Genomic DNA, 15,154 nt, shown 5'->3' on the forward strand with positions numbered 1-15,154 from the left:
ATGATAAATAATTAGTCATTCTGTATATCAAAAGAACATTCTAAAAAAATCTTCTTTTATAATTAAAATCTTCTTTACTGTTTATCAAATTTATGTGGTTAAACTACTTAATCAAACGATACACTACAAGTCAAAAATATGTACTTATACGGAATGATTACATACATTTTCTCTTATCATTTCTCAAAGGACTATAAAGCAATAAAATAAATAAAATTAGCAATACGGTTGCTTGACAAGCAAAAAAAATATATTTATGCTTGCTACACGAAACAAACACATAAAATTTATATTGCTTAACCTGTTAGGTGAGGCTCCTATGCAAACACAGGCTATTGCCCAAAAATGTCGAAAGACGCCAATGGGTAGAACAGGAATTGTCGGATTAAGGCTCTTCTTAAGATAGCTAAGTAATGAATTTTCATTACTTTACGTTGTATAGTGCCAAAGCTCTACTAGGGGGAAAAAAGCCTTATTTAGTCATGCCATTTTGAATCCCTCTAGTTACATACTAGGGGGATTTTTGCGTAAAAAAACAGGGAGTAAGCGATAGAATCTTCCTAAACAAAAGTCATATTTAGTAATTGACGAGAACAAGATTCTATTCATAAGCAAATGTAATATTATGTTTTGTTTTAAATCAGGAGGATATTAAAATGAAAAAAATATTAAAACTCGATTATCTATTGCTCCTTCCTCTATTCATAACATGTACTTTAGGTATTATCATGATGTATAGTGCAAGCTCCATTGTCGCTGTCCAACATTACGGTTATAACAGTAGACACTTTGTTGATTCTCAATTAACAAAGCTACTTTTAGGAACAATAGGGTTAATAGTTTGTGCTTTACTCCCATATGAAATATGGAAAAAACGAATAGTCTCAATCTGTATTATGGTTGGGGGGATTTTTTTATTAATTATGGTTTTATGGAAAGGAAAAGTGGTAAATAATGCTCAATCATGGATCTTTGGGATACAGCCAGCTGAATTTCTTAAATTAGGAACAATACTTGTAACAGCCCGTTTTTTTGCATTACGACAAGAACAAGCTAAAAATAACTGGAGTGGTATCGGAAAACTTTTATTTTTTTTAGCTACAATTTTTTTTCTTATCTTTAAACAACCAAATTTAGGATCTGCACTTTTAATATTAGGTATAGGTTTTAGCATATTTCTTTGCTCAGGAATAAATATAAATCTACTAATCAAAAGAACTATCATCAGTTCTATTTTTTGGTTACCTATTTTATATTTCTTGATTCAATATAGTTTGTCAGAAGTTCAAAAGACACGTATTACTACGATTTTCAATCCCTTTCTTGATGCGCAAGGAAATGGATACCAGCTTGTAAATTCTTTTATTTCCATTGGCTCTGGAGGAATCACTGGTCGTGGATTTGGAAATAGCATACAAAAAACAGGTTATCTTCCGGAACCACATACTGATTTTATAATGGCAATAGTTTCTGAAGAACTAGGATTTATTGGTGTATTTATTCTATTGGTTGGAGTTTTGACTATAGTACTTCGCTCCTTAAAAATTGCACAATTATGTGTAGATCCATTCGGCAGTTTTATAGCAATTGGTATAGGATGTATGATTGGTATGCAATCTGTTGTAAATTTAGGTGGTATTACGGGACTATTTCCTCTTACAGGTACTCCATTTCCATTTGTAAGTTTTGGTGGAAGTTCTTTAATGGTCAATTTAATAGCAATGGGAATATTAATTAATGTTTCAATTTTCAATAAAATTAAGTTTGATAATCTCAATATATAATTTTTATATTTTTATTTAAAATTTTTTAAAGTTCGACCTCATTAATCAATCTATATTTAAAGAATTTCTAATTAATTTTTTACTGTATGAATATAAATATTTATGTTCATTTTAATACGAAAAAAGGCAAGCATAAACTTATGCTTGCCTTCCGTTCTCAAAATCAATTAAACCTAAAACAACGTGAGGTTACCCTAATCTAGATACTGTCTTCTAAGCCCTATTTTTTACTTTTCTAAAACAATTCCTGCTATTTTATTAGCATATTTTTTAGAGTCAAATTCATCATAGTTACTTAGTACCACAACAGACAAATATTCTTTTGGAAACCGCATGAAGTGTGAGCGATAACCTGCCCAGCTTCCTGAATGCTCCAAGTATCGACAGTTAAAACCTTCTGCAACTCTCAGCCCAAAAGCATAATCTTCGTTTTCAATAATCATCTCTCCAGCTAGAGAAAATTTCGGGCCTATTTCGCTCATTCTTTTAACAAGTTCTTTTCCACCAACGGTACCTGTAGTTAAATTTCCTCCCCATTTTACCAGGTCTTCAACATTTGTATGAACTGCTCCATCCCCTGTATGTTCCCAAGGGCTTTCATAGACCATATATGCTCCTTGTTCATTCTTTGAATACCCTCTAGCAATTGAAATAGTAGTTAGGTAGCAATCCACAATCGTTGTGTCTTTCATGTGTAAAGGATCAAAAATACGTTCCTTTGCAAACTGACGTAGGGACTTGCCAATTACCTTCTCTACCACTAGTGACAATAAAAAATATCCTGTATTGCTATACTCAAATTTTGTGCCAACTGGGAATCTTGCAATTTGATGATTTTTAAGGTGCTTTAGCGATTCTTCCACAGTTAATATATCAGTAAATTTAATATTTTCTGCTTGAGCCAATTCCATATAATCAACTAGTCCACCAGTGTGATGAATTAGATGTCTCAATGTTACAGGTTCAGCATATGCACCTATAGAAGGGACAAATTTTACAATTGAATCATCTAAGCTCAATTTCCTCTCTTGTTCTAAGAGTAATATAGAAAATGCTGTGAATTGTTTAGAAACTGAGGCTATATTAAAAACGGTTTTGGTAGTTATGGGTAGATTTTTCTCTATAGAAGCTAAGCCAACTGCACCTTTATACGTTACTCCGCTATCAAAACTAGCAATATATGCAAAGCCAGGAACTTTTGGTGAAAACTTTTTTAATAATTGTTTAATTAATGTATGCGTCTTTTCATTATATGTATTATTCACCTCAATCACATCTCCTTCTCTTTGAATGGTTAGAAATATATTATCCTGTTATCTTTTTCAATTACACATCTTACTTCAACTCAAAACAACATATTTTATATTTGACTACAATCAAGCACCGTCACACTGATTTCTTTAGTTTCTAAATTCTTCTCTTTATAGAGAGCTTTAATTTAGTGAGTATTATTATCCCCGAATTTACGAAATTCCCTCTTTCAATTCTAAAATTACTCATGGCAACTTAATAGATATTTTCTAAATTGGGTCAATAACATCTAAATCAAAGATGTTATTGACCCAAATACCTATTTTACTTTTAGATTTAGAACCGATGTACTAACAAATATGAAAACTATTTACCAGTCCTTTGTAAAGATAGGTTTCAATAAAGCATTCATCTACCTTAAACCTTGTTTCAAATTTAGTTATAGTCTACAAATTTTATAGTCTTCGTCTATAGTGTTTTACTTTTTCGATATGAGAATTCAAATAACCTTTTTAAACAACTTTGTTCACAAAAAAGCAGAGGCGTTCCAAATCTTTATTTTTCATTGTAGTTTCAAATGTGGGATTGGGTAGTGATGTCCTGCATCATCTGTAAGTTCCCCATTAACTTCAGCTAACTAGTTCAAGTGGAAGAGTCATGAAAGTAATCCTATATCTTTTGCCTTTTGTACTGCTTCTTCTCGATTTTTAACTCCTAGCTTCTCATAGAGATTGGAGGCGTAATTTCTTACCGTCCCGTTTGACAAGTAAAGTGTCGAAGCTATTGTTTTATAACGGCTTCCTTGTGATAATAGTTCCAAAATCTCTAATTCTCTTTTCGTCAAGCCATACTCTATCCCATCTGATCGTGATTCAAATAATCCTGTTTCTTTATTCTCTTCCCACATCCTATGGAACAAGTCATGAGTAATCATCGCGCCTCCTCGATAGACTAGACGAATTGATTCAGCTAGTTCACGCGAATCTATGGATTTCAATACATATCCATCCGCACCATTTCGTATGATTTCTTTTGCCCTTTCTGTATTCTGGAAGGTTGACAGAATGAGTAAACGAATGTCCGGCCATTTTTTCTTAATCATTTTAGTTGCATGAATCCCATCCAGATTTGGCATCTCTAAATCCATTAATACTACATCTGGTTTTAGTCTTCCGCACAATTCCAAAGCCTGTTCTCCATCTTCAGCCATTCCCACTACTTGTAAATCCTCCAGTCCACTCAAAATTGTATGAAGACTTTCTCGGATAAAAGAATGATCATCGACAATACACAGGCGAATTTGTTTATTAGAAAGTTGTACTTGTTTCGGTAAAACACATGAAATTAATGTCCCTTCCCCTTTTTTGGAATAAACAATGACTCTTCCTTGTGACTGACTTACACGCTCTTTCATTGCAGTTAATCCAAAGCCATCCTTCCACTCTTCTACCCCACAGCCATTATCCTGTACATCCAATCTTATCTGTTGTGGTTCAAAATGAAGTGACACAATGATTTCTGTGGAATGCCCATGGCGAACAGCATTTGTTAGTGATTCCTGCAAGCTCCGATATAGTGTCATTTTTGATTGTTTGGAGACCATATACTCTTCCCCTATTATTCGAGTACGTACATTTACTTTTGCATGTTTCTTAAATTCCTCTGTCAATTGTTGTAGTGTGGTAGCTAAGGGAAGCGACTCTTGTGATAAATCTAATTGGTGTAAATACAGTCTTACTTCTTCCATACTGTTACGGGCCAATTGTAATAATGAATCTAGCTGCTGCTCTCCTTCTTTAGACTTTAATTCCATACGCAATGTTTCCATCCCCATAATAATTGAAGTATAGGAATGTCCCATCGTATCGTGTAAGTCTTTTGAGAGCCTATCACGTTCCTCCAGTAATGTAATCCGCTCAACTTGGGATACGTACTGTTCCAATACATGTTTCTGGTTCCGAATAATTTCACTTTGACGGTAATTAATAGCCAGTAAACGAAAGAAAGAGCCCATAGCAAAAGCTAAACTGAGTTGTAGGATGATTACCCATAAATCTGTTACTTTGGAAAATATCGCAATAAGCAACGGGAACAAAATAATTGTAATAGGACCCGACCAGCGGTAAGATTTATGAACGCTATTTGCCGCAATCATAAAAGTTGGCATTAAAAAAGCAAGATACGCTAACGGAAATAATAAAGTTAAATAGAAACAAACTCCGCCAAATAATATTATTTCAGTAAATAAATAATAGCGATAACTGAACATTAAACAAATCCAAGGTACTGAAAATGAAACGACTTCCCAAAGGATTATGATCCAAAGTGGTACTGTTAAATGATCTTGTTGTTGGATAGTCGTTGATATTAATGATAGCCAAACAATAAAGCGTATACAAAGCAAGGCCCAATCATACCAAAACCATAGTTTTAAAGTCTTAAACAAATTATCACTCCTTTATAGCTTTAAACATGAAACGCGTGTACATTCCAATAATTCGAACTAAGTCGTTTCCAATAAGATTATGTATCCAGATGAGAATGAAACCAACAATCATGACAAAAATTGCTGTCTCCAATGAATTCACTGCAATGCCCAATAAGTATATATTAAAATATTGAAAAAGTAAGGGGGTAACGATACATACTAGTGGCATTACATACAGTAAAACAGCACATATAAGACTCATTATTCCGACAAAAAATTTTTGCATGAGCCAAAAAATAGCCCTCCAGTTGCTATTATTGAGGATTGTATCTATCGCTTTAATCCATTTATCTCCTTCCTCTTTTTTTCTTGGTTCGAATAAATCTATCGATATATCTGTATAAATCTTCGTTTGAATGCGCTCATACTGAACAAACGTGTGAGTTGTTTGCAGCACCCACGCCAACAAGGGAATACCCAAAAAGATAATCGTCATTACTAATGCAAATGTAATGCTGACTAGATAGAAACAAAAGTAAAAAAAGCCGGATACAAAGGTAAATAATAAGAAATAAAAATCTTGCAAAGTTTTTTGAGCTAATGCTTTCGTCATTAAAATTTCTCCTCCTCATTCATTGCTAATGTGTTAAAAACTACTACTTTAATCCTAAGTATTTTTCTGTCACATACGTTAGTGTCAAAATGTCACGGTTTGTATGACATAACTATCAATACAGCCTTATTTACTCAATTTTTGTTGTTCTTTATAAACATGACAGAAGTTCACTATCGACTATGACTCGCCGCTTGCTATACTCTGTTCATACGCTAATTCTTTATGTTAAAGATAAGATTGTGTTCCCGATCTTATCTTTTTTCTTTGCAAATTTTTTGGTACAAAAAAGGAATCCTTATAATAAGGATTCCTAAAAGAAACGACGTACCCTAATCAATTTCTTAATTTAGTTCATCACACGTATAAAGTAAACTTTAATCAGCCCTCACCAATCAGTTTTTTACGGGCAACCCACCCAGCCTAACTTCTTTGTTTTCGCTGCATTTTGAGGTTGAGCTCTTATTGTCCGTTAATGTGGGATAAATTCCTTAGTTCCTCATTTTATCTAATTAGGGAGAATTTTATTTTGTTAACTTAATGTTAATGTGCTTCTATCCCACATCGTCTCTAATTTGAAAACATTTATTTCATCTAATAATCCTTTAATAAAATAACCTAACTGACATTTCTAAACAACACTATTGACACTTAACACTATCATCAATACTACACTTCGTTGAGCCACATTATTACAAATTTACTGATGTAGTTGAGATGGACTCACTTTTTGAATTTGAACAAGTATATCAAACGCTTTACCTAATGATATATCAACAGTTTTTGGTATATCAGGCCCTTCGGTAGTTATTCCAGCGAAAATTGGATGTTGTTCGTTTAACCAAGTTTTTGTCACGCCGTTTGCCTTACGTAAATCAATAAAAAATTGATCTTTTTTAACTTGTCCAAAGATGTAGTTATAACTGCTTGAATCATCCGATTTTAATGTTCCATAGGGGCCGAATTCACCATCGCTATTCTTGACATTATATTGTCCTTCATAAACTGACGTTCCAATAGATACGTACCGTTTTCCATAATATTCTGCTAAATGCTGCCCAGCTACTTTAGGATATATAAAAGGAAGCATATTTGTTTTCGAAACGTGTCCATTATGTCCCCATACAATCGTTTTTCCTAAATGTTCTTCAGTCCACTTCGCATTTTCATACATTGCAATATCATGTTTCAAATAAAAATCCGATGGTTTATCAGGAGGTGTCGCTAACATTGTAGTAAACTGTTCAATAATACGAGCATTTTGCTTTATCCATGCAAACTCTTTAGATTTTCCATTTAAATAGCTTTTATTTTCCTCTAATAAAGCACTAATTTGTTTAGCATCTAAAACATACTTTTCTTTTTCTTCTTTCGTAAGGCTTTCAAAAGTATTCATATCCTTTGTTACAGGAATAAGACCTTTTATCTTCTCTTCTACTCTAGGCAACAGTTTTGAATTGTTCGCTTTAATATATTCTATTATATTATTATAAACATTCTCGTTTACTGATTGAATGTCCATCCCGATGATACGTACTTTCGATTTATGTTTTGGATTAGCATTATATTGCCGAATCCAATCAAGTAAAGCTAGCATTTCTTTCGTCTTAAATGTAGGTGATAGATGTTGGCTTGGGTTTCCCTTACCAGTAAGAACATATCGATCAAGTTCCAAGGCCCTATCCCATCCCTCTTCTAAAACTAGATTGGTAAAGCCCTTTTCAGATACTAAATAATTAACAATACGGTGTTTCATCGTAAAAACTTCATGAGCCCCATGCGTAGATTCACCTAAACCTACAATTGAAGCTGAACCTACCATATCCTTAAGTGGTTTCAAATCATTAAGAGATGCAGTTGGATTAGTTGTTTTTAAAGGCTTTGCATGTGCTTCTAACCATTTCGCTATTTGATTTGTATTGTAGGGAGCTGTAACAGAAACCTCTGTTTTCGAATCTGCATAAGTATTTCCTACAAAATGAGTCATTGTTATAGCAGAAGCAACAATTGCAATAATCATTTTCTTTTTCATAAAACCCTCCTGAAATACTTACTTATTATTTTTTTGACATGCTCTAAGGATCCCAGTTTAAACTATTACCCCCCCTATTACTGTTAAGATACATTTATTCTAATTCCTAAAACTCACTTTTTATCTGGTTTTCCTTTTTACCTACTTGCTAAATTCAGCAAGTAAAATACTTTTAAATGGATCAGGACTATCAGCTTTAAAACTGTTCAAATTGACGGCCAATGTATGCTTACCTCCAAGTGTGCCACCAGCAAAAGTGGTAAACCCTGGAACGACCCCCCTGTGTCCCCATACCGAGTCACCGTTCGGAAGCTTAGTTTCATAGATTCCAAGACCATATCCGGTTCCCTCTCTATTTGTAGGAACTGTAGTAAGCATTTGTTTTAATTGCTGTTCCTTCAGTAATTTGCCACCTAGTAAGTAAGAGAAGAATTTGTTTAAGTCATCAGCAGTAGAAATGATATCTCCATCCGAGCTACCTGGGTTAATATAAGTAACGTCTTTTAGCTCACTTGCTCCGTCTAGTTGGAAATAGCCACGGGCATGCTTGGTGCCTGGAATCACGCTTGAATTGCCAGGTAGGAATGTATTTGACAAATCAAGCGGTTCAATAATCCGATTTTCAACCTCTTCGGCATAACTGTTGCCAGTTACTTTTTCAATAAGAATCCCCAGTAATACGTATCCTGTATTTGAATAAGACCAACCCTTTCCTGGGGCAAAGTCTGGGGGAAGTGAAATCCCCATTTTGATGAATTCTTCAGCCGTATACGATTTTTTTGTATCCGTAATATCAAAGTCTTTTGAATTTGTATAGTCAGCAATACCACTTGTATGATTCAATATTTGCCGGATCGTAATCTGGTTACCATCATATCCGTTTCCTTGAATAACACCAGGCAACCATTTTTCAATGGAGTCGTCTAGATTCAAACGGTTCTCTCCAGATAATTGAAGTAGAACTGTTGCAATGAACGTCTTCGTTACACTACCAATGCGAAAGCGAAAATCTGTTTTCATTGGTTTCTTGGTGCTCAGGTCCGCTAACCCAGCGGCATAACTCCATGTTTTTCCACCCTCAGAAGTTTTAGCAAGTATTCCAGGATATCCAAGTTGCAATGTATCCCGCATTGCCTCTTTGACGGAATTACGTTCTCTTTGAGTGCTTGTTTGTAGCGAACTAGATACATTTTGCGTAGGTTCTGCTTTTACAATTGATGTTGGTGTTATGTATAACAGGGAACTTCCAGCTATTAAAAGTGCTAGACTTGCACATGTAATTTTACTGCTTGTTTTCATAAAGCATTCCTCTCCTCTATTTAAATTGTATTGATGGTTGATAGCTATGTCATATGCTAACCACACAGCTATCAACTCTCCCAATGATAAAAGTCAACACTGAATTTGCAATCATCTATGCACCAATTATTTCTACAAACAACTTTCTGACCTAATAAATGATTAATTCCTCTTTTTCAGATGTATGTTAACCTCTGTAATTTCTTCTTTTCTTCCATAGAGTTTTGTTAATGAATTTGTTTTTATATAAATGTATAGTATCTATTCCCCCTCTCGTTCTTCTCTACATTTTGATCATACACAATGAAAATCTCTTTTCTCTTACTCCTTTCTTACAAATTCCTTACGCTCAAAACCACTTCTATAATTCGGTGGTTTTTATTTTAAGAAAAACTCAGTTCTATTAACTTGATAGGCTAGGGTACTGCCACATGTCCATCAAATTAGGAACCTGCTTTACCCCAAATGTAAAAAAACGTTATCCTTTCCTATGATTCTAGAGAAAGAATAACGTTTTTCATGTTACGGAGGATTTTGTTTTATTAGCTTAACAGCATTTACTACCTTAATTTTAAAAAAACTTTAAAATTAAGGTATTTTTTGAACCAGAAAAGGATATTTTCAACTATAAAAACTATGACAAAATTTATCTATTTTTCCTTTTTGCCTACTTGCTAAATTCAGCAAGTAAAATATTTTTAAAAGGATTAGAATGACTAGTTTTATGGCCATTCAAATTGATGGCCAATGTATGCTTGCCTCCAAGTGTGCCTCCAGCAAAAGTAGAAAACCCTGGAGAGGCACCTGCGTGTCCCCATATCGAGACACCGTTTGGAAGTTTAGTTTCATAGATTCCAAGACCATATCCATCGATTACTTCTGTTCCTGTAGGAACTGTAGTAAGCATTTGTTTTAGTTGCTGTTCCTTCAGTAATTTGCCACTGAGTAAGTAAGAGAAGAATTTGTTTAAATCGTCAGCAGTAGAAATCATATCTCCATCCGAGCTACCTGGGTATGAATAAGTAACGTCTTTTAGCTCACTTTCTCCGTCATATCTTTCATATCCACGGGCATGATTGGTACCTGGAATAACAGTTGAATTACCAGGTAGGAATGTATTCGACAATTCGAGCGGTTCAACAATCCGATTTTCAACCTCTTCCGCATAGCTGTTTCCAGTTACTTTTTCAATAAGCATACCTAGTATTACGTATCCTGTGTTTGAATAAGACCAGCCCTTACCTGGAGCAAAGTCTGGTGGAAGAGAAATTCCCATCTTTACTAATTCTTCAGCCGTATACAATTTTTTTGTATCCATAATATCATAGTCTTTTGACTTTAAGTATTCAGCAATCCCACTTGTATGATTCAATATCTGCCGAATCGTAATCTGGTTACCATCATATCCGTTTCCTTGAACGACGCCAGGTAACCATTTTTCGATGGAGTCATCTAGATTCAAGCGGTTCTCTCCAGCCAATTGAAGTAGCACTGTCGCAATGAATGTCTTCGTAACACTGCCAATACGAAAGCGATAATCTGCTTTCATTGGTTTTTTGGTTCTCAAATCCGCTACCCCAGCAGCATAACTCCACGTTTTTCTATCCTTTGAAATTTTGGCGAGTATCCCTGGGTATCCAAGTTGTAGCGTATCCCGCATTGCTTTCTTGACGGAAGTACGATCTCTTTGAGTATTTGTTTGTAACGAATTAGATACATTTTGATTGGGCTCTGCTTTTACAATTGAGCTTGGTGTTGTATATAACAAAGAACTTCCAGCCATTAAAAGGGTCAGACTTGCACTCGTAATTTGCCTACTTGTTTTCATAAGATTCTCCCTCTTCTCTATTCATATTGTGTAGATGGTTATTAGCTGTTTCATACTAAGCACACAGCTATCACCTCTATTAAAAGTTCAATATTACATTTGTAATTATCTTGCTAATTATTTTTTCACAAATGCAATTGTATTCTAACAAACGATAAATCCCTCTTTTTCCGCATGTATGTTAACCCTAGAAGAACCACTCTTATTACTGGTTTGTTTTTCATAAATAAATCATGCCTATTTCCCCTTTCACGCCTCATTATATTTTTTAACATACACAATGTAGGTCTCCCCTCCCCATTTATTGTTAATGCGTTAAAAACTGCTCCTTGATTCTAAATGTTTTTCTGTCACACACGGTAGTGTCAAAATGTCATGACTTTTATGACATAACTATTAATACAGCCTTATCCACTCAATTTTGTTCTCCTTTATAAATATGACAAAAACTCACTACCTACTATGACTGGCCTCTTGCTACACTCTGTTCATACGCTAACGGGTGCTAACTCGTTTCGCTAACAAAAAAACAAATCAATTAAAGGAGCTTACAAAAATGAAACAAGCAATTAACAAACTGGGGATCGTTGCAGTTCTTCTTTCTTCTTCAACCATGATTTCTGCGTGTTCCCAACAATTATTAGAAGCTGAAAAATCAAAACCATTAACATCCTCAACTAATATTCAAATGATGGAAGGACCTACTAATAAAAAAGAAATAGAATCTTTTGCAGACCCGTTATTTGAAGAAAAAATGAAGAAGTATAATGTGAACGGTTCTAGTTTTGTCGTCGTTCATGATGGAAAGGTCGTTGTCAATAAAGGATATGGATATGCCAATAAAGAAAAGAAAATCCCTGTCACTAAGGACACGGTCTTTCAAATCGCTTCAGTCTCAAAAACCTTTACTGCTTTGGCTGTGATGCAGCAAGTCGATAAAGGAAAGCTTAAACTAGATCAAGATGTACAAAAATACCTTGGTGGATTACAAATTCCTAATCAAACAGGGAAACCTCTCACCCTGTTTGATATGCTTACTTATACTAGCGGGGTAGATTTTCCGGATCTCACAAATATAACTGGACCCGAATACGTTCATAATAGTATACCAATGAAAGAATTTTTCTCTAAGCATATGCCAACGGTGATACGGCCACCAGGGGAAGCTTATACGTATGACAACGTCTCATTTGCGCTCGCAGGGTTTGCAGTAGAAAATGCTACTAACACCCCTTTCTCGAAATATATGGAAAAAAATATTTTCAAACCATTAGATATGGAATCTACGAGTATGAGTTTTACGCCTGACCTTCTCAAAAGAATGGCTACACATTATGGTCCCACAGGTGATCCGATTCCAACAAGTGGGAGCGGTTTAAGGGATACACCACAAGGAGGCATTTTATCTACTGCGGAAGACATGTCAAAATACATGATTATGCAACTACAGAAAGGAACGTTTAAAGACAAAGAAATTGTAAGTAAAAAAGGCATAGATATGATGCATGCCTATCAAGTTTTTGATGATAAGACAGTCCCTGTTGCGACAATTGGATTTGAAACGCCTTTTAATAAATTTGCTAACGGTCAACATGTTGTAATGAAAGGTGGAAGTATGCCTGGGCATCAATCACTGCTGATTTTAGTGCCTGAACAAAAAACAGCATTCTTCATGTCTTACAATAATGATTCAATGATGAGTATAGACATATATGAAGCTCTCATGGATCACTATTTCCCCGCTAAGAAGAATGAAGTAAAAACAAGTTATCTCCCGTTAGAGGAAAAAGAGGCTCATAAATACTTGGGTTTATTCCAGAATACGCGTTTCGCTGCCATTCGCACTCATTTTACTTATGAAAATGGGAATTTGATCATGGAGGGTGGAACAACGGGAAAACAAGTTCTCAAAATGATTCATCCATTGTTATTTGAGGATTCAGAAGGCAATAAAGTCGCTTTCAAAAAGAATTCAGCAGGAGAAATCACATATTTTCACTACACCTCTCCTAAAAGCCTTGATTTTGTAGCAGATGCTCAGAAAATTAACAACAAATCACCGTTTGATGACGTGCCAGCAAAGAGTAAATATAGAAGTCACATTGATAACCTTCATGCTCTAAACATTATGGGTGCTAAAACAGATAATCTATTTAATCCGATGGACACCATGACACAAGGAGAATTTGCGGATATGCTGTTACTTGCTCACGGATGGAATGGTTTTCCAGACGAATCCAAGGAGGCAAGGGAAAAAATGATGAATGGAATTCCAGAGTATATTCGTGCTACTCCGATTACCCGACAGGTCGCAGCAACCATGATTCAAAACGTTAAGCAAATTCAAGACTTGAAACCGATTCAATCTGATAAAGCTATTAAAGTTAAATTACTTGATGCCGCAGACGACTGGGCAGTCCAATCGATTCAGGCACTTGCCTCCCAAGGAATTCTAGACCCTGATACTTCCATCAATGCTGATGGGTCCTTTATGTTCCGTCCGAAAGATCTGTTACTGCGTCAAGAAGCAAGTGCCTTGCTGGATTTATCTTTTGGTCATTATGCACTGCCTATCAAACGGTAGTAGATATTTTATCCTGGATTGAATCATAAAAAAATTGGATGCTAGTATCTTATCAATATAAAGCTAAAATAAAACAAGAAATTTTTAACTTTATAAAATTTGTATGAAAACGCAAACGATTTGAAGTATAACTCTATATTTGAAATTTTCGCCTTAAAAAAAGGAGCCTATTAGGAAATTTAATAGGTTCCTTCCTTTAATTTAATAGGCGTTATACACTGTAAATATGTTGAGTTAAATCTTTAACCTCCTCTAAAATAATTTTCTTAAAAGATAGAATTCTTACATGCTTGTAAGGTAAATGTAAGACAATTCAATATGAGGACTATAATGCTTTAGATTAAATTATATATAGCCAATAAAAGAATAGGAGATAACAACTATGAGTATATTAACAGTCCGTAACTTAAGTAAAATTTATAATACAGGAAAAGTATCTTATAAAGCTCTTTCCAATATTGATTTGACAATACAAAAAGGAGAATTTGTAGGAATTATGGGAGCATCCGGCAGTGGCAAATCAACTTTACTGAATATGATTTCTACTATTGATGCACCAACATCAGGAGAAGTATTTATTAACGAAAAAAATCCCCATTGTTTTGAAGTGAACCCCGAAAACGGGACACCTATCAAAACACCTAAACCACTTGTTCCCTAAATTCTTTAGGGGATAGGTGGTTTAATTTTTCTTGAATTCGCACACAATTGTAGTAATGAATGTATTCTAGCACAATCTTTCGCACAGTTGTGTTGGATACTTTTGTTATCTCTTGTGAATAGAAAGCTTCACTTTTTAAATGACTAAAGAAGCTTTCCATGACGGCATTATCATGGCAATTTCCTCTCCGGGACATGCTGGTGATAATGCCGTTTTCTTTGGCATATGCTTGAAATTCCTTCGCTGTATAAATACTTCCTTGATCTGAGTGAAGAAGGACATCTTTTACTTTTCGCCCTCTCATTGCTTGTTTTAATGTCTTCATTGCTAATGGCAGTGCTTGGGACTCGCTGATGACATAACTAATAATTTCACGATTAAAGGCATCCATAATCGTTGATAAATACAAGGTACGCTCTCCAAATAATAGATATGTCACATCCGTAAACCACTTTTCATTTGGTGCGGATGCATCGAATTGGCGTTCCAATCGATGAGGCGCTACTACTGGCTCCGCACCACTGATATATTTCTTTTTCTTTCGACGAACTTTTGAGAGAATCTGATTTTGTCTCATGATTCGTAATACTTTTTTATGATTCACACACAGTCCCATTTTCCGAAGAGTTGCGGTCACTCTTCGATATCCATATCGTAATTTATGCCGAAGACAA

9 protein-coding genes, 1 pseudogene and 1 riboswitch are annotated in these 15,154 nt (G+C 34.8%); of the genes and pseudogenes, 3 read left to right on the forward strand and 7 right to left on the reverse strand.

Going from position 1 to position 15,154, the window contains the following annotated elements; genetic code table 11:
- The first annotated feature begins 293 nt into the window (after positions 1 to 293).
- Positions 294 to 470: riboswitch (M-box (ykoK) riboswitch) on the forward strand.
- 186 nt (positions 471 to 656) lie between these two features.
- Positions 657 to 1,784, forward strand: a complete 1,128-nt coding sequence (locus ACO6VI_RS31230) for an FtsW/RodA/SpoVE family cell cycle protein (RefSeq protein WP_098818941.1) — start codon at positions 657 to 659, stop codon at positions 1,782 to 1,784.
- 227 nt (positions 1,785 to 2,011) lie between these two features.
- On the opposite strand, the gene ACO6VI_RS31235 is transcribed toward ACO6VI_RS31230, so the two are convergent.
- The 6 genes from ACO6VI_RS31235 to ACO6VI_RS31260 form a co-directional block, all read right to left on the reverse strand.
- Positions 2,012 to 3,049, reverse strand: a complete 1,038-nt coding sequence (locus ACO6VI_RS31235; protein ID WP_161520330.1) for a serine hydrolase domain-containing protein — start codon at positions 3,047 to 3,049, stop codon at positions 2,012 to 2,014.
- A gap of 641 nt (positions 3,050 to 3,690) precedes the next feature.
- Positions 3,691 to 5,481: a hybrid sensor histidine kinase/response regulator transcription factor gene (locus tag ACO6VI_RS31240; RefSeq protein ID WP_161520329.1), complete on the reverse strand. Its 1,791-nt coding sequence runs from the start codon at positions 5,479 to 5,481 to the stop codon at positions 3,691 to 3,693.
- Between the two features lie 4 nt (positions 5,482 to 5,485).
- A complete protein-coding gene (locus tag ACO6VI_RS31245) occupies positions 5,486 to 6,076 on the reverse strand; it encodes a sensor domain-containing protein (protein ID WP_109737348.1) in 591 nt (196 codons plus the stop codon).
- Positions 6,077 to 6,776: 700 nt separating this feature from the next.
- On the reverse strand, positions 6,777 to 8,108 hold the full coding sequence (locus ACO6VI_RS31250) for an erythromycin esterase family protein (protein WP_422425009.1): 1,332 nt from the start codon (positions 8,106 to 8,108) through the stop codon (positions 6,777 to 6,779).
- A 141-nt stretch (positions 8,109 to 8,249) separates the two neighbouring features.
- Positions 8,250 to 9,407 carry a serine hydrolase domain-containing protein gene (locus ACO6VI_RS31255; protein ID WP_161520328.1) on the reverse strand — a complete coding sequence of 386 codons (1,158 nt, stop codon included), beginning with the start codon at positions 9,405 to 9,407 and terminating at the stop codon, positions 8,250 to 8,252.
- Between the two features lie 667 nt (positions 9,408 to 10,074).
- A complete protein-coding gene (locus ACO6VI_RS31260; RefSeq protein WP_422425011.1) occupies positions 10,075 to 11,235 on the reverse strand; it encodes a serine hydrolase domain-containing protein in 1,161 nt (386 codons plus the stop codon).
- A gap of 556 nt (positions 11,236 to 11,791) precedes the next feature.
- Here ACO6VI_RS31260 and ACO6VI_RS31265 point away from each other — a divergent pair.
- Together ACO6VI_RS31265 and ACO6VI_RS31270 are read left to right on the forward strand one after the other, a co-directional pair.
- The gene (locus ACO6VI_RS31265; protein WP_422425013.1) at positions 11,792 to 13,819 is read left to right on the forward strand and encodes a serine hydrolase; all 2,028 of its coding nucleotides are present in this window, start codon (positions 11,792 to 11,794) and stop codon (positions 13,817 to 13,819) included.
- 382 nt (positions 13,820 to 14,201) lie between these two features.
- Positions 14,202 to 14,432 (forward strand): annotated as a pseudogene (locus tag ACO6VI_RS31270) (ATP-binding cassette domain-containing protein); the annotation flags it as partial.
- Between the two features lie 28 nt (positions 14,433 to 14,460).
- On the opposite strand, the gene ACO6VI_RS31275 reads toward ACO6VI_RS31270, so the two are convergent.
- On the reverse strand, positions 14,461 to 15,154 hold a 694-nt coding region (locus ACO6VI_RS31275), incomplete at its 5' end, for an IS3 family transposase (protein ID WP_422422957.1).

It is taken from the genome of Bacillus sp. PSXD-155 (assembly GCF_049310765.1).
Taxonomy (GTDB): Bacteria; Bacillota; Bacilli; order Bacillales; family Bacillaceae_G; genus Bacillus_A; species Bacillus_A cereus.